Origin of the sequence: Rubellimicrobium mesophilum DSM 19309, assembly GCF_000600335.2 — a bacterium.
GTDB classification, from domain to species: Bacteria; Pseudomonadota; Alphaproteobacteria; order Rhodobacterales; family Rhodobacteraceae; genus Rubellimicrobium; species Rubellimicrobium mesophilum.
Genome location: NZ_KK088553.1, coordinates 1 through 16,894, shown reverse-complemented (window position 1 = coordinate 16,894; position 16,894 = coordinate 1). Strand labels below are relative to the sequence as shown.

15 protein-coding genes, 2 tRNA genes and 3 pseudogenes are annotated in these 16,894 nt (G+C 69.2%); 9 read left to right on the top strand and 11 right to left on the bottom strand.

All coding sequences use genetic code 11. The features are described 5' to 3' along the window. The first annotated feature begins 10 nt into the window (after positions 1 to 10). Both RUMESO_RS03005 and RUMESO_RS03000 read left to right on the top strand, forming a co-directional pair. The gene (locus tag RUMESO_RS03005) at positions 11 to 1,525 is read left to right on the top strand and encodes an ABC transporter permease family protein (protein WP_037278024.1); all 1,515 of its coding nucleotides are present in this window, start codon (positions 11 to 13) and stop codon (positions 1,523 to 1,525) included. Beyond that, positions 1,509 to 2,201, top strand: coding sequence for a thiamine ABC transporter ATP-binding protein (locus tag RUMESO_RS03000; RefSeq protein WP_037278022.1), 693 nt, complete (start codon positions 1,509 to 1,511; stop codon positions 2,199 to 2,201). The genes RUMESO_RS03005 and RUMESO_RS03000 overlap by 17 nt, the downstream gene beginning before the upstream one ends. Before the next feature lie 358 nt (positions 2,202 to 2,559). Here RUMESO_RS03000 and RUMESO_RS02995 read toward each other — a convergent pair whose 3' ends face one another. The 3 genes and pseudogenes from RUMESO_RS02995 to petA all read right to left on the bottom strand — a co-directional run bounded on the left by RUMESO_RS02995 (position 2,560) and on the right by petA (position 5,380). Next, the gene (locus RUMESO_RS02995; protein WP_037278020.1) at positions 2,560 to 3,426 is read right to left on the bottom strand and encodes a cytochrome c1; all 867 of its coding nucleotides are present in this window, start codon (positions 3,424 to 3,426) and stop codon (positions 2,560 to 2,562) included. Positions 3,427 to 3,440: 14 nt separating this feature from the next. After that, positions 3,441 to 4,786: pseudogene (locus tag RUMESO_RS02990) on the bottom strand (cytochrome b). Positions 4,787 to 4,798: 12 nt separating this feature from the next. Then, positions 4,799 to 5,380, bottom strand: a complete 582-nt coding sequence (petA, locus tag RUMESO_RS02985; protein ID WP_037278018.1) for a ubiquinol-cytochrome c reductase iron-sulfur subunit — start codon at positions 5,378 to 5,380, stop codon at positions 4,799 to 4,801. A 474-nt stretch (positions 5,381 to 5,854) separates the two neighbouring features. Between petA and RUMESO_RS02980 the strand changes: the two genes are divergently transcribed. Continuing rightward, positions 5,855 to 6,466, top strand: a complete 612-nt coding sequence (locus RUMESO_RS02980; protein ID WP_037278016.1) for an outer membrane protein — start codon at positions 5,855 to 5,857, stop codon at positions 6,464 to 6,466. Between the two features lie 161 nt (positions 6,467 to 6,627). Here the strand turns inward: RUMESO_RS02980 and RUMESO_RS02975 are convergent, their stop codons facing one another. The 3 genes and pseudogenes from RUMESO_RS02975 to dapF all read right to left on the bottom strand — a co-directional run bounded on the left by RUMESO_RS02975 (position 6,628) and on the right by dapF (position 9,217). Continuing rightward, the gene (locus RUMESO_RS02975; protein ID WP_037278015.1) at positions 6,628 to 6,975 is read right to left on the bottom strand and encodes a DUF1428 domain-containing protein; all 348 of its coding nucleotides are present in this window, start codon (positions 6,973 to 6,975) and stop codon (positions 6,628 to 6,630) included. Positions 6,976 to 7,114: 139 nt separating this feature from the next. Then, positions 7,115 to 8,384: pseudogene (mtaB, locus tag RUMESO_RS02970) on the bottom strand (tRNA (N(6)-L-threonylcarbamoyladenosine(37)-C(2))-methylthiotransferase MtaB). Beyond that, on the bottom strand, positions 8,381 to 9,217 hold the full coding sequence (dapF, locus tag RUMESO_RS02965) for a diaminopimelate epimerase (RefSeq protein WP_037278014.1): 837 nt from the start codon (positions 9,215 to 9,217) through the stop codon (positions 8,381 to 8,383). Before dapF ends, mtaB begins: the two are co-directional and overlap by 4 nt. Before the next feature lie 82 nt (positions 9,218 to 9,299). Here dapF and RUMESO_RS02960 point away from each other — a divergent pair. From RUMESO_RS02960 to tnpC, 5 genes are all read left to right on the top strand, one after another. Next, positions 9,300 to 9,375, top strand: a tRNA-Lys gene (locus tag RUMESO_RS02960). Between the two features lie 58 nt (positions 9,376 to 9,433). After that, positions 9,434 to 9,509, top strand: a tRNA-Lys gene (locus tag RUMESO_RS02955). 531 nt (positions 9,510 to 10,040) lie between these two features. Continuing rightward, on the top strand, positions 10,041 to 10,421 hold the full coding sequence (tnpA, locus tag RUMESO_RS02950; RefSeq protein WP_037278081.1) for an IS66-like element accessory protein TnpA: 381 nt from the start codon (positions 10,041 to 10,043) through the stop codon (positions 10,419 to 10,421). After that, positions 10,418 to 10,768: an IS66 family insertion sequence element accessory protein TnpB gene (gene tnpB / locus RUMESO_RS02945; protein WP_037278012.1), complete on the top strand. Its 351-nt coding sequence runs from the start codon at positions 10,418 to 10,420 to the stop codon at positions 10,766 to 10,768. Before tnpA ends, tnpB begins: the two co-directional genes overlap by 4 nt. A 59-nt stretch (positions 10,769 to 10,827) precedes the next feature. Then, complete coding sequence (gene tnpC, locus RUMESO_RS02940) at positions 10,828 to 12,459, top strand: IS66 family transposase (RefSeq protein ID WP_037278011.1); 1,632 nt, start codon at positions 10,828 to 10,830, stop codon at positions 12,457 to 12,459. 218 nt (positions 12,460 to 12,677) lie between these two features. Here the strand turns inward: tnpC and RUMESO_RS26755 are convergent, their stop codons facing one another. Beyond that, entirely contained in the window at positions 12,678 to 12,956 is a 279-nt protein-coding gene (locus RUMESO_RS26755) for a helix-turn-helix domain-containing protein (protein WP_037278010.1), read from the bottom strand. After that, positions 12,925 to 13,197, bottom strand: coding sequence for a BrnT family toxin (locus RUMESO_RS02930; protein WP_037278008.1), 273 nt, complete (start codon positions 13,195 to 13,197; stop codon positions 12,925 to 12,927). Before RUMESO_RS02930 ends, RUMESO_RS26755 begins: the two co-directional genes overlap by 32 nt. 437 nt (positions 13,198 to 13,634) lie before the next feature. On the opposite strand from RUMESO_RS02930, the gene RUMESO_RS23805 reads away from it, so the two are divergent. Continuing rightward, on the top strand, positions 13,635 to 14,591 hold the full coding sequence (locus RUMESO_RS23805) for an IS630 family transposase (RefSeq protein ID WP_037278007.1): 957 nt from the start codon (positions 13,635 to 13,637) through the stop codon (positions 14,589 to 14,591). Between the two features lie 156 nt (positions 14,592 to 14,747). Here RUMESO_RS23805 and RUMESO_RS02920 read toward each other — a convergent pair whose 3' ends face one another. The 3 genes and pseudogenes from RUMESO_RS02920 to RUMESO_RS02910 form a co-directional block, all read right to left on the bottom strand. Further along, the gene (locus RUMESO_RS02920) at positions 14,748 to 15,695 is read right to left on the bottom strand and encodes an IS5 family transposase (protein ID WP_037278005.1); all 948 of its coding nucleotides are present in this window, start codon (positions 15,693 to 15,695) and stop codon (positions 14,748 to 14,750) included. A 274-nt stretch (positions 15,696 to 15,969) separates the two neighbouring features. Beyond that, complete coding sequence (locus RUMESO_RS02915) at positions 15,970 to 16,611, bottom strand: hypothetical protein (protein ID WP_211262763.1); 642 nt, start codon at positions 16,609 to 16,611, stop codon at positions 15,970 to 15,972. 87 nt (positions 16,612 to 16,698) lie between these two features. Beyond that, positions 16,699 to 16,894 (bottom strand): annotated as a pseudogene (locus tag RUMESO_RS02910) (IS5/IS1182 family transposase); the annotation flags it as partial.

Sequence of the window (16,894 nt, the reverse complement as noted above, 5' to 3'; positions counted from 1 at the left end):
GGGTCCCGGGTTGCCACGTTGGCCGGGGGCGCTCGCCGCGCTTCTGATGGCGGGGCTGTGCCTCGGGACCCTGGCGCCCTTGCTGGGACGCGCGGGCGGGGGCGGGCTCGGCCCGGCGGACTGGGCGGCGCTGCGGTTCACGCTGGTGCAGGCGGCGCTGTCGGCGGGCGCGTCGGTGGTGTTGGCCGTGCCCGTCGCGCGGGCCTTGGCGCGGCGGCGGTTCCCAGGGCGGAGCGCGTTGGTGACGTTGCTCGGGGCGCCGTTCATCCTGCCGGTGATCGTGGCGGTGCTGGGGCTTCTCGCGGTGTTCGGGCGGGGGGGCCTCCTCAACGACGGGTTGCGGGCGCTGGGGTGGCCCCCGGTGTCGATCTACGGGCTGCAAGGCGTGGTGCTCGCCCATGTGTTCCTGAACCTGCCGCTCGCCACGCGGCTGATCCTGCAGGGCTGGCTCGACATCCCGGCCGAGCGGTTCCGGCTGGCCGCGACGCTGAACGCGCCGGTCTGGGCGGTGCTGGAGCGGCCGATGCTGCGGCAGGTGGTGCCAGGGGCCGTCGCGGCGATCTTCGCGCTGTGCCTGACCAGCTTCTCGGTGGCGTTGATCCTGGGGGGCGGGCCGGCGGCGACCACGGTGGAACTGGCCATCTACCAGGCGATCCGCTTCGAGGCGGACTTCGCCGGGGCGGCGCAACTGGCGCTGCTGCAATACGCGCTCTGCGGGGGGGCGGCGCTGCTGGCCGTCGCGCTCACCCGGGGGCCGGTCCTGGGGGCGGGACTCGGGCGCGCGGTGGAGCGGTGGGACGCCGGAGGGCTGGGGGCGCGGGTCGCCGATGCGCTCTGGATCGGGGCGGCGGCGCTGTTCCTGCTCCTGCCGCTGGGCCTCATCGTCCTGAGGGGGATCGGCGGGCTCGACGATCTGCCGGGGGAGGCCTGGGGCGCGACGGGGCGGTCGCTCCTGGTGGCGCTGGGGGCGACGGCGCTTTCGGTGGGGCTCGCCCTGGCGCTGGCGCTGCGGGGCGGCGCGCTGGCGCAGGTGGCAGGCGCCCTGCCGCTCGCGGCGTCCTCGCTGGTGCTCGGGACGGGGCTCCTGCTGGTGCTGCGGCCCTTCGTGGGGCTCGGCGCGGTCGCCCTGCCGGTGACGGCGCTGGCCGATGCTCTGATGGCGCTTCCCTTCGCGTTGCGCTCCCTTGCGCCCGCCTTGGCCGAGGTCGAGGCGCGGCACGGGCGGCTGGCGGAGTCGCTCGGGATCGTCGGCGTGGCCCGGCTCGGGATCGTGGTGCTGCCGCTGCTGCGGCCCGCCCTGGGCTTCGCGGGCGGCCTCGCGGCGGCGCTGTCCATGGGGAACCTCGGCGTGATCGCGCTCTTCGCGGGCCAGGGGCAGGGGACGCTGCCGCTCCTCATGGCGCAGCTCATGGGGGCCTACCGGATGGAGGCGGCGGCGGGGGTGGGGCTCGTGATCCTGCTTCTGGCGCTCGGGCTCTTCTGGGCCTTCGACCGAGGGGGACGGCTCGATGCTGCGGCTCGATAGGCTGGAGCTGCAGGTGGGGGCGTTCCGGCTCTCGGCCGACCTCGAGGTGCCGGGCGGGGCGTCCGTGGCGGTGATGGGACCCTCGGGCGGGGGGAAGTCCACGCTGCTATCAGCCATTGCGGGGTTCCTGGCGCCTGTCTCCGGGCGGGTGCTGTGGGACGGGCGGGACCTCGGGCCGCTATCCCCGGGGCAGAGGCCCGTCGGCGTGCTCTTCCAGGACAACAACCTCTTCCCGCATCTGACGGCGCTCCAGAACGTGGCGCTGGGTCTTCGGCCTTCGTTGCGCCCTCGGCCGGAGGAGAGGGCGCGGGCGGAAGCGGCGCTGGCGCGGGTGGGCCTCGGGGGGTTGGGCGACCGGCGGCCGGCGCAGCTCTCGGGCGGGCAGCAGGGGCGGGCGGCCCTCGCCCGGCTCCTCGTGCAGGACCGCCCGCTGGTGCTGATGGACGAGCCCTTCGCGGCGCTCGGGCCCGCGCTCAAGGCCGAGATGCTGACGCTCACCCGCGAGGTGCTGGGCGCGCGGGGGGCGACGCTCCTGATGGTGACGCACGATCCGGAGGACGCGCGGGCCATCGCGGAGTCGGTGATCGTGGTGGCCGAGGGGAGGGCGGCCCCGCCGGTGCCGACCGAGGCGCTGCTGGCCGACCCGCCCCCGGCGCTGCGGGCCTATCTGGGATAGGGTTTCGGCCCTTCGTCCCGAGTCGTCCCTGCGCGGGGCCTAGGTCCGAACGGAAGGCGCAACTCCCCCTACCCCGCCGGGCGGCGACCCAGGGACGGGATCACCATGGCAGGGACAGGTTAAGAAACCGCTAAAGCTACAGCTCCTGCGGATGAATCGGCCGTCGGGCGGGCTTCAGCCCGCGACGCTCCGCCGGATAGGAGAGCATTGTTCGCCGCCGCATGGCGGGCTGACGCCCGCCCTCCGGAGCCCCGCCAATCGGACGCCGTCCCAGCGACGGCAGCGGAGCCCCCGGCCCGCAACGAAGAAGGGCGCCCGGTCTCCCGGGCGCCCCTCCGATGTCCGTCCTGGCACGACGTCAGTGCTGGTCCGCCCCGAGCGGCCGGCCACCCGCCTTCACCGGCGCCCAGATGCGCTTGTTGGTGAGGTAGAGGAGCACCGACAGGATCGCGAGGAAGAGCACGCCGGTCAGGCCGGCCTCCTTGCGGGCGTTCAGATGAGGCTCGGCCGCCCACATCAGGAAGGCCGCCGCGTTGTAGGCCTCGGCCTCCGTGTCGTTGCGCGAGCCGTCCGCGAAGACCACCTGACCATCCGCGAGCGGCGGCGGCATGGCGATCCAGGAGCCGGGGAAGAGGTGGTGGCCCTCCTCGTCCTTGCACTCCTCGGGGTAGCCGCCCGCCTGGAAGACGGTGTTGTAGTAGCCTTCGAAGTCCTCGGGCGCGCAGGCCGGCGGATCCTCGTAGCCGTTCAGGAGCGAAGTGATGTACTCCGGTCCGCCCATGCCGTTGAAGAGCTGCGAGAGGCCGGTCCCATAGGGGCCGTGGAAGCCCGCCCGGGCCTTGGCCATGAGGCTCAGGTCCGGGGCGTTGGGCAGGCCGGAATGGGGGAAGCGGTCCGCCGGCGTGGCGGGACGCTCGCCCCCCTCGCCGTCGTTCAGGGTCGGGTCCAGGACCGTGAACTGCTCCGCGTAGGCACGCATCTGGTCCTCGGGGAGCTCGGGGCCGCCGGGCTGCGCGAGCGTCCGGTAGGCCACGTAGCTCAGGCCGTGGCAGGCGGAGCAGACCTCGGTGTAGACCTGCAGTCCGCGCTGGAGCTGGAGCTTGTCGAAGGAGCCGAAGGGCCCCTCGAAGGAGAAGGCGTAGTCGGTCACGTGCCCCTCCCCTTCCGCGAAGGCGGGGAGGGCGGTGAGGGCGAGCGCCGCGCCGAGGGCGAGCGTCTTGAGCATCTTCGAGGGTCCTCTCACTCGGCCGGGCTGCCGGCGAACTGCTTGGTGCCCCCGGTCTGGGGGTCGTAATGGGCCGCGAAGTCGGCCTCGATGGACGCGGGCGGGGTCAGCGGCCGCTCGATGACGCCGAGGAGCGGCAGGATCACCAGGAAGTAGGCGAACCAGTAGGTGGCGCCGATCAGGGCGATGTAGGGGTAGATCCCCTCGGCCGGCTGGGCGCCGACCCACATCAGGACGACGAAGTCGACCACGAGGAGGGCGAACCACCACTTGAACATCGGCCGGTAGCGGCCCGAGCGCACCAGCGAGGTGTCGAGCCAGGGCGACAGGGCCATCACCACGATGGCGCCGAACATCGCGAGGACGCCGAAGAACTTGGCGTCGATGATGCCGAAGCTGATCCAGTTGGCGAACATCACCACCCAGACGTCGCCGGTGAAGGCGCGCAGGATCGCGTAGAAGGGCAGGAAGTACCATTCCGGCACGATGTGCGACGGCGTGGCGAGCGGGTTCGCCGGGACGTAGTTGTCCGGGTGCCCGAGGTAGTTGGGCATGAAGGCCACGATGGCGAAGAACACCGCGAGCACGACCGCGAGCGCGTAGAAGTCCTTAAGGATGAAGTAGGGCCAGAAGGGGACGGTATCGCGCCGGGCCTCCTCGACCGAGGAGCGCCGCACCTCGACGCCGGTGGGGTTGTTGTTGCCCGTCGTGTGGAAGGCCCAGACGTGCACCAGGGTCAGGCCGAGGATGACGAAGGGCAGCAGGAAGTGCAGCGAGAAGAAGCGGTTGAGCGCCGGCTGGCCCACCGCCGAGGCGCCGAGCAGCCAAGTCTGGATCGATTCGCCGATGAAGGGGATGGCGCCGAAGAGGCCGGTGATGACCGAGGTGCCGTGGAAGGACATCTGGCCCCAGGGCAGCACGTAGCCCATGAAGGCGGTGCCCATCATCAGCACGAAGATCAGGATGCCGATGATCCAGGTGATCTCGCGCGGGGTCTTGTAGCTTCCGTAGTAGAGGTTGCGGAAGATGTGGCAGTAGACGGCGAAGAACATCAGCGACGCGCCGTTCGCGTGGAAGTAGCGCAGCATGAAGCCGCCGTTCACGTCGCGCATGATGTGCTCGACCGAGGCGAAGGCGAGGTCCACGTGGGGCGTGTAGTGCATGGCGAGCACGACCCCGGTGGCGATCTGGCCGATCAGGGCGAACATCAGCACGATGCCCCAGATCCACATCCAGTTGAGGTTCCGGGGGTGCGGATCATCAGCGTGCCGTAGAGCAGCGAGATCAGCGGCAGGCGACGCTCGACCCACTTCTCGGCGCGGGTCTTGGGAACGTAGTCGTCGTGAAGGACGCCGGACATCGGGACCTCTCCTCAGCCGAGTTGAATGGTGCCCGCGTCGACGAACTTCGCGACGGGGATGGGCAGGTTGCGGGGCGCGGGCCCGCGGCGGATGCGGCCGGCGGTGTCGTACTGCGAGCCGTGGCAGGGGCAGAACCAGCCGCCGAAGTCGCCCGATTCGCCCAGCGGCACGCAGCCGAGGTGGGTGCAGACGCCCATCTGCACGAGCCAGGTCTCGGGCGGGAGCTCGCTCCCCTCGAAGGCGGCGAGGGCGCGGTTCTCGTCGGAAGCGGGCGCCGAGGGGTCGAGGTTGGCGTTGTTGGCCTCCGGGTCGGGGAGGGTCGAGACGTCGACGTCCTTGGCGGAGGCGATCTCGTCCTCGGTGCGGGCGCGGATGAAGACGGGCTTGCCCTGCCAGAGCACGGTGATCTGCGTGCCCGGGGTGACGCCCGACACGTCCACCCGGATCGAGGCCAGGGCCTGCACGTCCGCGGACGGGTTCATCTGGTTGACCAGGGGCCACACGGCCGCTCCGGTCACCACGGCGGCGGCGCCGGCCGTCGCGTAGTAGATGAAGTCGCGGCGGGTGCCCTGAGGTGCTTCGGTATGCGACAAGGGGACCTCTCTTCGGGATGGGGGCGGGGCGGCCCGCCCATGGCTCGACGGCGGCGGGCGCGAGGCGCACCCATCCGCGTTCGCGCGGCTTTTAGCACCAAAATCGCCATGGTCCAGCGGACAACTCGGCGCAGGCGGGGCGGGGGAAACACGAATGGCGGAGGGGTGATGCGGGAGGAGCGCGGTGGGCCGGTGGCCCCGCGCGCGGCCCGGAGGCCAAGGGGCCGGGCGGGGCGCCTGTCCGAGCGTCAGGGCAGGACGGCGGGGGGCCGTCCCGCGCTCCCGCCCCACGCGGCCCCCGTCAAGCGGGGCTTCCGCTCAATTCTCCGGATCCTGCCGGGGGACCGTGGCGGATCGGTCACTTCTGCGGCGCAGAAACATCGCAGGGGCTGGCATTCCGGGCCGAACCGGGGTCCTGCGCTTGTCCGAGGGCCCGCCGGCCCCTATCCTGATCGTGCCGAAGAACGGATGCCGATGCGACGCTTCCTCCCCCTCGTGGCTCTTCTCGCCGCCTCGCCCGCCTGGGCGGAGGTGGAGCTGAGCTTCTACGGCGGCTGGCAGGGGGCGCCCGACGGGGGCGTGACGCTCAGCGGCGACGCGACCCTGCCGGACGCGGAGGCCTCGGGCGACGAGGCGACCGGGGATTCGTCGCAGCTCGGCCTGCGGGCGACCTGGTGGGCCGAGAACGGCTTCGGCATCGCGCTCGACTACAGCCATTTCGGGATCGACGCGGACGACGAGGCGGTGGCGGCGAACGGCCTCGCGCTCGACGGGCTCGACACCTTCACGGTGAACGGGATGCGCCGGTGGGAGGAGGCCTTCGGCTCCGTCACGCCCTATGTCGGCGCGGGCCTGGGACTTGCCATCGCGGACGTGGAGATCGAGGGCGGGGGCAGCGCGGACGCCTCGGGCCCGGCGGTGTCCTGGGTGGCCGGGGCCTCGGTCCCCCTCACCGACAGCCTCTCCGTCTTCGGCGAATACGAGGGCACCTACTCCCGGCTCGACGGGGAGACCGACGGGGGCGGCAACCTCGACGGCGATCCCGTGACGAACTCGATCAACCTCGGCGTCAGCTTCAGCTTCTGAGCGATCGGGCGGGTTTAAGGCCCGCGCTCGATCACGGCCCGCAGGCCATCGGTGCGGTGCGCGGGGCTCAGGGCAGGACTTTGGCTCCGACGGCCTCGGCGCGCGGCTGGCCCCCTCCGGGCCGCCCGGAACGGGCCGTGTCGCCTCGGCGGAGGTGCGGCTCAAGCCTCCACGAGGACCTCGAAACCGCCGAAGATCATGCGCTTGCCGTCGAAGGGCATGGCCTCGGCGCTCATCTCGGCGTCGTCCATCATCCGCTTCCATGCGGCGTCGCGGGTCGCCTTGTCCGGCCACCACACCCAGGAAAAGACGACCGCCTCGTCGTCCTTGCGCTGGACGGCCATGGGGAACGAGGTGACCTTCCCCTCGGGCACATCGTCGCCCCAGGTCTCGACGCAGTGGAGCGCCCCGTAACGCCTCATGATCGTCGCCATCCGGGCGGAGTGATCCCGGTAGACGTCCTTGTTGGCGATGGGTACGGCGGCCAGGAAGCCGTCGATGTAGGCCATATTGGGTCCTCCTGCTCAGTTGCCATTCCGAGGTTCCACGCATCCTGCCGGAGATCGGAGCTCGACGCCAACGGTATCGCGATCCGGGTCGATCAGGGCAGGGCCGTTCGCGCAATCGGTGGCCGCCTTGGCCCGAGGCTCAGGCGGCGCGAAGGCGCTCGCCGTCGCGGCCGGCGATCTCCGCTTCCACGAGGGCGCCCAGGGGCTGCCCTGTCCCGAAGAGCACCTCGGCGAACTGCTCGGTCCGGCCGAGGGTGGCGCTCTCCATGAGGACCAAGTGGCGGCGGCCGACCTGGGCGTCGAGGTGCCGGCGCGTGGCCTCCTCCCCGGCGGCGCGGAGGCGGGCGGCGCGCTCGCGGATCAGGGGGCCGGCGACCTGGGGCATCTTGGCGGCGGGCGTGCCCTTGCGGGGGGAGAAGGGGAAGACGTGGAGCCAGGTGAGGCCGCAGTCATCCACCAGCCGCAGGGTGCCGTCGAACATCTCCTCGGTCTCGGTCGGGAAGCCCGCGATGAGGTCGGCGCCGAAGGTCACGTCGGGGCGGAGCCGCCGGGCCTCCTCGCAGAAGCGGAGGGCGTCGTCGCGCAGGTGGCGGCGCTTCATGCGCTTCAAGGTCAGGTCGTGGCCGGCCTGGAGGCTCAGGTGCAGGTGCGGCATCAGGCGCGGCTCGGTGGCCAGCGCCTCCATGAGGCGCGGGTCGGCCTCGATGGAGTCGATGGAAGAGATGCGAAGGCGCGCGAGGCCGGGGACGAGCCTCAGGACCTGCATCACGAGGTCCCCGAGGCGCGGGGTGCCAGGCAGGTCCGCGCCCCAGGAGGTGAGGTCCACGCCGGTCAGCACGACCTCGAGGAATCCCTTGTCCACGAGGCGCGCGATCTGGTCCACCACGACGCCCGCCGGGACGGAGCGCGAGTTCCCCCAGGCCATAGGGGATGATGCAGAAGGTGCAGCGGTGGTCGCAGCCGTTCTGGACCTGCACATAGGCGCGGGCGCGGGTGCCGAAGCCGTCGATCAGGTGGCTCGCCGTCTCGCGCACCGACATGATGTCGTCCACTTGGACGCGCTCGGTCCGGCCCACGAAGTCGGGGGCCTCGCTCCGGCCGACCTGGGCCCAGCTCTCGGCGGCCATCTTCTCGGCGTTGCCGAGGACGAGCGAGACCTCGGGCATGGCGGCGAAGGTCTCGGGCTCCACCTGCGCGGCGCAGCCGGTGACGACGACGCGGGCGCCGGGGTTCTCGCGCGCCAGGCGCCGGATCTCCTGCTTGGCCTTGCGGACGGCCTCCTGCGTGACGGCGCAGGTGTTCACCACAACCGCGTCCGTGACGCCCGCCTGCGCGGCGAGCGTCTTCATCGCCTCGGTCTCCCAGGCGTTGAGGCGGCAGCCGAGCGTGGCGAAGACGGGCGCGTTCATGCGAGCGCCTCCAGGAAGGCGGGTGTCAGGACCCCGGAGAAGACGTGGGCGGTGCGGCCGGTCATCCAGACGCCGTCCTCGGCCCAGCGGACGCGCAGCTCGCCGCCGTCGAGGACCACGGTCACGTCGCGCCCGGTCAGGCCCCGGCGCGCGGCGGCCACGGTGACGGCGCAGGAGGAGGAGCCGGAGGCGAGGGTGAGGCCCGTCCCCCGCTCCCAGACCCGCATCCGCAGGCGGTCGGGCGCGAGCACCTGCACGACCTGCACGTTGGTGCGCTGCGGGAAGAGCGGGTGATGCTCGTGCGCGGGGCCGAAGGCGAGGAGGTCCACGACCTCGGCGTCGGGGACGAAGAAGGTGCAGTGGGGATTGCCCATGGAGGTCGCCGTGGGCGCGCCCTCGATGGGGAGCTCCAAGGTGTCCATCTCCTGCGCGAGCGGGATCTCGTGCCAGAGGAGGCGTGGCGGGCCCATGTTGACCGAGGTGATGCCGTCGCCCTCGTCCTTCGCCGCGAGGAGGCCGCGCTCGGTCCGGATCGCGAGGCGGGCCTTGCCGGTGCGGTCCATCTCGGCGCGGGCGATGCAGCGGGTGGCGTTGCCGCAGGTCGAGGATTCGGAGCCGTCGGCGTTCCAGAAGCGCAGGGCGAGGTCGGCGCCGGGCGCGTCCTCGATAAGCGCGAGCTGGTCGAAGCCCACGCCCCTGTGCCGGTCGCCTAAGCGCCGCGCGAGCGCAGGCGTGACCGACAGGCCGGTCCCCCGCCCGTCGATCACCACGAAGTCGTTGCCGAGCCCATGCATCTTCTGGAAGGGCAGGCCTGTGTCGGTCCGGTCACGCATGGCGCCCACATAGTCCTGATCGAAGCGTGGTGCCAGAGGCCCTTGACCCCGCCGTGCTGCGGCCATATGTGGCGCCCCGAGTGGGCCGTTAGCTCAGTTGGTAGAGCAACTGACTCTTAATCAGTTGGTCGTAGGTTCGATCCCTACACGGCTCACCACTCACCCCGACTTTCCGGTTGACGCTTCCCGCGCAGCCGCCTAGTTCCGGTCCCGGGCGGGCCGTTAGCTCAGTTGGTAGAGCAACTGACTTTTAATCAGTTGGTCGCAGGTTCGAATCCTGCACGGCTCACCAGTATTTTTCGTTTATCTGTATGAAGTTGTCTGGAGATTAGCTTCGGGCTGGCCTAGCCGTGTTCCGTCCAGGGTAACATCCAGGGTAACATTTGGCTGCTCTGCCCTGGCTGCCGCGCTGTCGTTCTGCTCAGAGTTTCTGCAAGCGCCTCGCTGACAGAAGAAACCTTCATCGGAACCGCTCTGGCAGGCTTGGAGCGAGTAAGCGTGTAATAAGGGAGGACCAGCCGGGGCAGATCGGGCCTCACAACGTGTTTCCTATCGGAGAGTGGCCGTCATCCCGCTGATCGAGCAGTCCCATCAGGCAGCGGTGAGGCGAAGAGGAGTTCTTGCGGAGTGGGCTCCTGAACGAAGCAGGCCCATAATGATCCTCGCCTAGATGGCCTAGCGGTCGCTCACCGGGCGCAGGATCGTATCCTCATCCACGATCCGGAACGACGGCGCGTATCCCTCCGGCGGGGGCCGTCTGACGCTGGCGGGGGAGGTCAGGTAAGACCCTGACCTTATGGCAGGCTCTAAGGTCATATCGCAGGTGGAGGTCCTCTCGGCGTCGGGCGTAGGTCGGCGCCGGGGCTGGACCGACGAGGACAAGGTCCGCATCGTCGAGGAGAGCCTGCGGGGCGCCCGGCAAGGAGCACCGACAGCCCGGCGGCACGGGATCTCGCGCTCGCTGCTGACGCGCTGGCGGCGGGAGTTCAGGGAAGGATTGCTGAGGGCGGAGGGGCCATTCGGGTTCACGCCCTTGCAGATTGCGCCAGAGGTGCCGCGGCCGGCTCGAGAAGAGACCTGTCGCTCCCAGGCCGGCCAGGACCGTATCGAAGTGATGCTGACGAATGGCCGACGTCTGGTGATCGGGGCTGGCGTCGATCTCGAGAGGCTGGCCCGGCTCGTGCGGGTGCTGGAGCGGGCATGATCGCCTTCCCGGCCGGTGCGAGGGTCTGGCTCGCGGGAGGCGCCACCGACATGCGCTCGGGCATGAACAGTCTGGCGCTGAAGGTTCAGGAGGGGCTCGGACGTGACCCGCACGCGGGCGAGATCTTCTGCTTCCGGGGCCGGCGGGGCGATCTGGTCAAGCTTCTCTGGCACGACGGCGTGGGCATGTCGCTCTACGTGAAGCGGCTCGAGGCGGGGAAGTTCATCTGGCCGACGAGCCCCACGGGCGAGGCGCTGGCGATCTCGGCGGCGCAGTTGGGCTATCTTCTGGACGGCATCGACTGGCGCAATCCACGCTGGACGCAGCGACCTGCCAAGGCGGGGTAAGTGGGCCCGCAGCCCTGTTTTTGTTGGGCTTTGCTGATGCGGAAGGGTAGTCTCGGGCCATGCCCGACACCGCCTCGGAGATCGCCCAACTGCGCGCCGCCCTCACGGCCTCAGAGGCCCGCGCAGATGCTGCGGAAGCAGAGCTGGCGCAAGCCCGCGCGGTCGTGTCCACCTCCGAGGCGATGATCCAGCACCTCCGGCTCGAGATCGCCAGGCTGCGCCGGGCGCAATACGGTCAGACCGCCGAGCGCCGGTCCCGTCTCATCGACCAGCTCGAGCTGCAACTCGAGGAGCTCGAGGCCGCGGCGGCCGAGGAGGAGATCGCTGCGGAAAGGGTGAGGGCGAAGACCACAACTGTCGGCGCCTTCGAGCGCCGTCGCCCCTCCCGCCAACCGTTCCCGGAGCATCTGCCGCGCGAACGCGTGGTGATCGCCCCGCCGACATCCTGCGCCTGCTGCGGGTCGGGGCGGCTGGTGAAGATGGGGGAGGACGTCACTGAGACGCTCGAGGTGGTCCCTCGGCAGTGGAAGGTGGTCCAGACCGTCCGCGAGAAGTTCACCTGCCGCGACTGCGAGAAGATCAGCCAGCCGCCCGCGCCCTTCCATCCCACGCCCCGGGGCTGGGCCGGCCCGAACCTCCTCGCCATGCTGCTGTTCGAGAAGTTCGGGCAGCACCAGCCGCTCAATCGCCAGGCCGAGCGCTACGCCCGGGAAGGGGTCGACCTCAGCCTCTCCACGCTCGCCGACCAGGTCGGGGCCTGCGCCTCGGCTCTGGCCCCGCTCCATGCGCTGATCCGGTCGCATGTCCTGGCGGCCGAACGGCTGCACGGCGACGACACCACCGTGCCGGTCCTGGCCAAGGGCGGCACCCGCACCGGCCGGCTCTGGACCTACGTCCGCGATGATCGGCCCTTCGGGGGACCGGCCCCGCCCGCCGTCATCTTCCACTTCTCTTCCGACCGGCGGATGGAGCACCCGAACCAGCACCTCGTTGGCTGGCAGGGCGTCCTCCAGGCCGATGCCTATGGGGGCTACAACGACCTCTACCGGGCTGATCGCACGCCGGGGCCGGTCACCAGCGCGCTCTGCTGGGCCCATGCGCGGCGCAAGTTCTTCGAGCTGGCCGACATCGCGGGTCAGGCCCGCGGGGCCAAGCCCGCCCACGAGATCTCGCCCGTGGCGCTCGAGGCCGTGACGCGCATTGACGCCCTGTTCGAGATCGAGCGGGGGATCAACGGGCTGCCCGCAGAGGCCCGGCTCGAAGCGCGTCAGCGCCTCTCGCGACCGCTGGTCGAGAGCCTCCATGACCGGCTCCTCACTGAGCGGGCGCGCCTCTCCCTGCACGCGCCCGTGGCCAAGGCCAGCGCCTACATGCTCGACAAGGACCGCTGGCCCGCCTTCACCCAGTTCCTCGAGGACGGCCGCGTCTGCCTGACCAACAATGCCGCCGAGCGGGCGCTGCGCGGCGTCACCCTCGGGCGCAAGGCCTGGCTCTTCGCCGGCTCCGACCGAGGTGGCCACCGCGCCGCCTTCTTCTACTCGCTGATCGTCACCGCGAAGATGAACGGCATCGACCCACAGGCCTGGCTCGCCGCCGTCCTCGCCCGCCTGCCCAGCCTGCCCGTGTCGCGCCTCCCAGACCTCCTGCCGTGGAACTGGGCCCCAGCCTCAAATCGACAGAAAGCAGCCTGACCACGGCCCTCCCCGGATGGTTACGACGGCGCCGCCCTCGATGGCATTGAGACGGCACCGGAGTGGCGGGTCCACCAGAAAGGCTTAGGGAAGTCCGACCAGCCTGCCCCTCCCATCCAGGTTCGCGCTCTGACCGGGTTGTTCCCGCCAGATCTCGAGCTGATATCTGCGGCCAGCCTCGTTCTCGCAGGTCATCGTCGGCTCCACGCGCAGAGCCATCACGCCACCGCCTCGGCCACGATGTCGGGATGCCGGGCGATCACCCGCACATAGGCCACCGCGAAGTCGGGCGGGGTCACGCGGGCCTGCTCCCAGTCCCGGAGCGTGCCCACAGGCACATGGAAGCGGGCCGCGAACTCGGGCTGCGACAGGCCAAGGCCCGTCCGCGTCATCCGGACCAGGCGCGCCCTCTGGCCCCGCTCCAGGCCCTCGGGAGAGACGTCGCGGTCCTCGAGATCAGCCGGGTCAGCCGGTAGTGCGATAGGCTTTTTCCTCACCTGTGTTGCTCCTCCTGACCGAGATGAAGCGGGGCAGCTCACCCCGCCACGTGAACACCGCCGTGTAGAGCTTGTCTTCGACCTGCCCGACCACCTTGAAGCGCTCCTCCTCGTCCTCCTGCCGGATCGTTGGAATGATGAGGTGAGCCTCGTCCTCGAAGATCCGGTCGCCGAAGATCAGCGGGAGCCCGTGCTTGTCGCGGTTCGCAGCATCCTTGGCGGGGTCGAAGCGCTGCTCCATGCCGTAGATATACGGAATGTCCGTATGCCTATCAAGGAGCCGAGGCGTGGCATCCGTGGGCCCTGACCGGGCGGTGGCTCATTCTCATAACTCTCTCGAGCAAGCCCAGAGCATTGCCGATACGCTCGCCAGAAGTCCGACATTCGCTCCCACAACGTAGCATCCGACGCCGCCCCAGGACGAGAGTCCCAACAACACGGCTGCGACCACCGCAAGCGCGCCGAAGATGAACCCGAAAAACAGGTGAACGATGAGCATCGGCCCTCAGCGACACTGGACATGTTGGGTTGGAGGCGGAGCACCTTGCCGCAACGGGAAGCCTATTACGAGATGGCCAGTTGCCGCAGGGTGAGGCCACTAAAGCGGTTTGCTTTTGACCTGAATCGGGGCTGCTGGGGATCCTGAGGCTGTGATTCACTTCCATGCGGAGGTGGATCATGGGCAAGCCTTACTCGATGGACCTGCGCGAGCGCCTCGTGGCCTATGTGGAGGCGGGCCATTCCTGCCGGGCGGCGGCGCGGGTGTTTGCCGTGAGCGCGAGCACGGCGGTGCGGTTGGCGGCGGCCCAGCGGGAGCACGGCAATGTTAGCCCCAAGCCGCAGGGCCGCGCTCCGGGGACCGCCGGCAAGCTGGCCGCGCACAGAGCGTTCCTGCTCGAGATTGTCCAAGCCGAGCCGGACATCACGCTCAAGGAGCTGGCCGGGGCGCTGGCCGAGGCGCACGGAGTGAAGGTGCAGCTCTCGTCCCTCCACCGCGCTCTCCGGCGGGCCGGCTACTCATATAAAAAAGGACTGGTCGCTCAGGAGCGCGACAGAGCTGACGTGCGGCACCGGCGCCAGGACTGGGCACGACGGCAGCGCTGGATGCGCGAACTCCCGCATCGCCTGGTGTTTCTGGACGAGACCTCAGTCAGGACCGGGCTCGCCCGCCTGCGCGGGCGCTGCCCCCGAGGCGAGCGCCTTTACGGCTCGACCCCGTTCGGCCGCTGGCACAGCCAGACCTTTGTGGCGGGCCTGACCTGTGACGAGCTGATCGCCCCGTGGATCATTCCAGGGGCCATGGATGGCGACGCCTTCGACACCTACGTCGAAACCCAGCTCGCGCCCATTCTGGTCCCGGGCACGGTGGTGATCCTGGACAACCTCTCGACCCACCGCAGCCCACGGGCCGCCGCGTCGCTCAAGGCCAGAGGCTGCTGGCTCCTGTTCCTGCCGCCCTACAGCCCTGACCTCAACCCGATCGAGATGGCCTTCTCCAAGCTCAAGGCGCACCTGCGGCGCTTGGAGGCCAGAAGCTTCGAGCGCATCGTCAAGGCCCACGGCAGCATCTGCGCCCTCCTCACGCCCACAGAGTGCCAGCACAATTTCCGAGCGGCAGGCTATGCGTCAGATTAAACGCAAACCGCTTTAGTGAGACCTGTGCGCGGGTGGAGTTTTCGGCCGGTATTAGGGTCGTTTCCGCTGGTTGCGATCGGCAGATTGGGCGATCACACGGGCATAGCGGGCGCTGCCCTTCCGATTCCGGCCGACCTGGGCAGAGTCCACCGGCATTCATGCCAAGGCCGCTCTGACGAGCGCTACGGCGCGGCGTAGATTGTAGGCCGTCGCGGTCAGCCGTACCTGCAAGGCCGCCTTGGCCAGCCCCCGCCAGCGCATCCGCCGCAAGCCATAGCAGCGCTTCCAAGTGCCGAAGATCTTCTCGATGCAGCGCCGGATGCGCCCCACCTGCGCATTCCAGGCCTCCAGGCGCGCCAAGGCGGCTGCGTCGCCCGCAACTGCCCAGACACCCCGGCCCGGCAAATGGGGCCGACCGCCCGCCGCCCGGATCTCCTGCTCGTTCGCCGTGCTGGCATAGGCGAGATCGGCATAGACGTCGCCAGGGCTCTCCGGCAGCACCGCCCCCAGCATTCGCCCATCGTTGATGTTGGCTGGCGTGACCTCGAGCGACCTTACGATCCCGCCCTTGGCATCGGCGGCGACATGGGCCTTGTAACCGTGGACGGCCGCCCGGCCGCGATGCTTTACCCAGCGCGCCTCGCCATCCTTGTCCTTGCTGTTTGAGGCAATGATCGTGGCGTCGATGAGCGTGCCGGTTCGGACCACCACGCCCTTGTCGTCGAGTTGGCACGTCACGGCCTCGAACAGCACCCGGTCAAGCGAGCGCGCCACAAGCTCACGGCGCAAACGAACAAAGGCGGTGCGCTCGGGCGTGGGCTCGTGCTGCGCAAACCCGCAGAACTGCCGGAAGCTGGCCCGGTCATCCAGAGCCTCGGCCAGCTTCACGTCGGACAGGTCGTGCCAGACCGCCAACAGAAGAGCCTTGAACAGGGCCAAGGGCGGCCAAGCCTGCTCCCCCTTTGGTGCGGCATAGATCGGGGCGAGATGGCGGTCGATCTCCGCCCAGTCGATCAGACTGGCAATCTCATCGAGGGATCCGGACCGGCGGCCCCGGTCCGCCTCACGCCTCAGCTGGTCCTGCCCGATCCGACGCCGCGCCATGGCCGCCCCCCTGTCCGGAGACGACGCATGGAATCACGTCCGCAGAACGCGTTCAAAGCCTTTCGCGCACAGGTCTCTTAGAGCACTGGATCGTGCAGACGCCTGGCAATCGCACCATAAGCGACAGGCACTTCTGGCAACGTATCCTGCTCAAACGAGGCGAGCAGGGCCTGAACAAGAGTTAACTGACCCACATCGTTGACAGCCCAAGTTCTGCTTAGAGACTTTTCGGCGGGGGGAGGCATGCCTCCCCCGCGCCGGCGCCCGTCTTTCGTCACTCTCGCGCAACGACGGTATCGTACAGGCCGTAGTGGGTCAGCCCCTCATGGCTGTCGATGCCTGTGTAGCGAAGCGAGGCATCTTCATAGCGCCGGAACGCAAAGACCGCTTCGTTCATGCGCTCCGTGTTGAATACCTTCAGGCGCACCAACAGATCGAAGTCCGCGACCGTTAGGCCAGTGACCGTCAGGAAGAGATCTGTTTCCAGCTTAGTGATCACATCCTGCAAGGTATTCTCGCGGAAATCCGTCAAATACATGAATGCTGGAATACGCGTGGCGAACTTTATTAGCTTTTCTTGAACCAGCTTGCGCTTGGACTTGTATTCTCTCTCTTCCTCCGTGAGATCCCTCTTGTCTCTCGCGGACAGTTCGCCGCCATTAGCCTTAGCTTTGGCCTTGAGGTCTTTAACCACGTCGCTCTTGTTGATGATCGTCTCAATGACGTTATCGCCAAGCGATCGCCAGCCCTCGATACGGTCGACTGCAGCCATAGCTTCGGGACTGTTAAGAACCCGTCGCAGCGTTTCGTTGTCAACATTGACCAGCAAAGCGGATTCCCACTTACGCGCCAGCAGCGTGGCCGAGGTTCCTGCCATCGCGATGTCGAGAATACCTCCAGCATCGATCTGAGTCATGTTCGCGCCATCGTAGGCGAGGACAGGTAGGAACGGCGTTGTTGCATAACTCGGTCTGAGGCCGAGCTTGGCCCTTTCCCCTTCGGTTCAGACGGCGCGCACGATCTCCGCCCTGCCCAGGGCTGAAAAGCGGTTCATCAGGGCGATGCGGGTGTGGATCTCGGCGGCTTGGCGGTCGGGGTCGCGTGAGGCGATGCGGTCCCCAAAGGCTTTGAGGCGGAGCATCTGGGCTTCGATCCGACTTCGGGCGTGATAGCCCGTCAGCCGTTTCCAGAAGGCCCGG

Bases quoted from the DNA above. Each gene is read 5' to 3' on its own strand.
- RUMESO_RS02930 (WP_037278008.1), bottom strand. From the start codon at position 13,197: ATGGAGCAGCGCTTCGACCCCGCCAAGGATGCTGCGAACCGCGACAAG.
- tnpC (WP_037278011.1), top strand. From the start codon at position 10,828: ATGCCCGACACCGCCTCGGAGATCGCCCAACTGCGCGCCGCCCTCACG.
- RUMESO_RS02975 (WP_037278015.1), bottom strand. From the start codon at position 6,975: ATGGCCTACATCGACGGCTTCCTGGCCGCCGTACCCATCGCCAACAAG.
- dapF (WP_037278014.1), bottom strand. From the start codon at position 9,217: ATGCGTGACCGGACCGACACAGGCCTGCCCTTCCAGAAGATGCATGGG.
- RUMESO_RS02920 (WP_037278005.1), bottom strand. From the start codon at position 15,695: ATGGCGCGGCGTCGGATCGGGCAGGACCAGCTGAGGCGTGAGGCGGAC.
- tnpB (WP_037278012.1), top strand. From the start codon at position 10,418: ATGATCGCCTTCCCGGCCGGTGCGAGGGTCTGGCTCGCGGGAGGCGCC.
- RUMESO_RS03000 (WP_037278022.1), top strand. From the start codon at position 1,509: ATGCTGCGGCTCGATAGGCTGGAGCTGCAGGTGGGGGCGTTCCGGCTC.
- RUMESO_RS02980 (WP_037278016.1), top strand. From the start codon at position 5,855: ATGCGACGCTTCCTCCCCCTCGTGGCTCTTCTCGCCGCCTCGCCCGCC.
- RUMESO_RS02995 (WP_037278020.1), bottom strand. From the start codon at position 3,426: ATGCTCAAGACGCTCGCCCTCGGCGCGGCGCTCGCCCTCACCGCCCTC.
- RUMESO_RS02915 (WP_211262763.1), bottom strand. From the start codon at position 16,611: ATGACTCAGATCGATGCTGGAGGTATTCTCGACATCGCGATGGCAGGA.
- RUMESO_RS23805 (WP_037278007.1), top strand. From the start codon at position 13,635: ATGGGCAAGCCTTACTCGATGGACCTGCGCGAGCGCCTCGTGGCCTAT.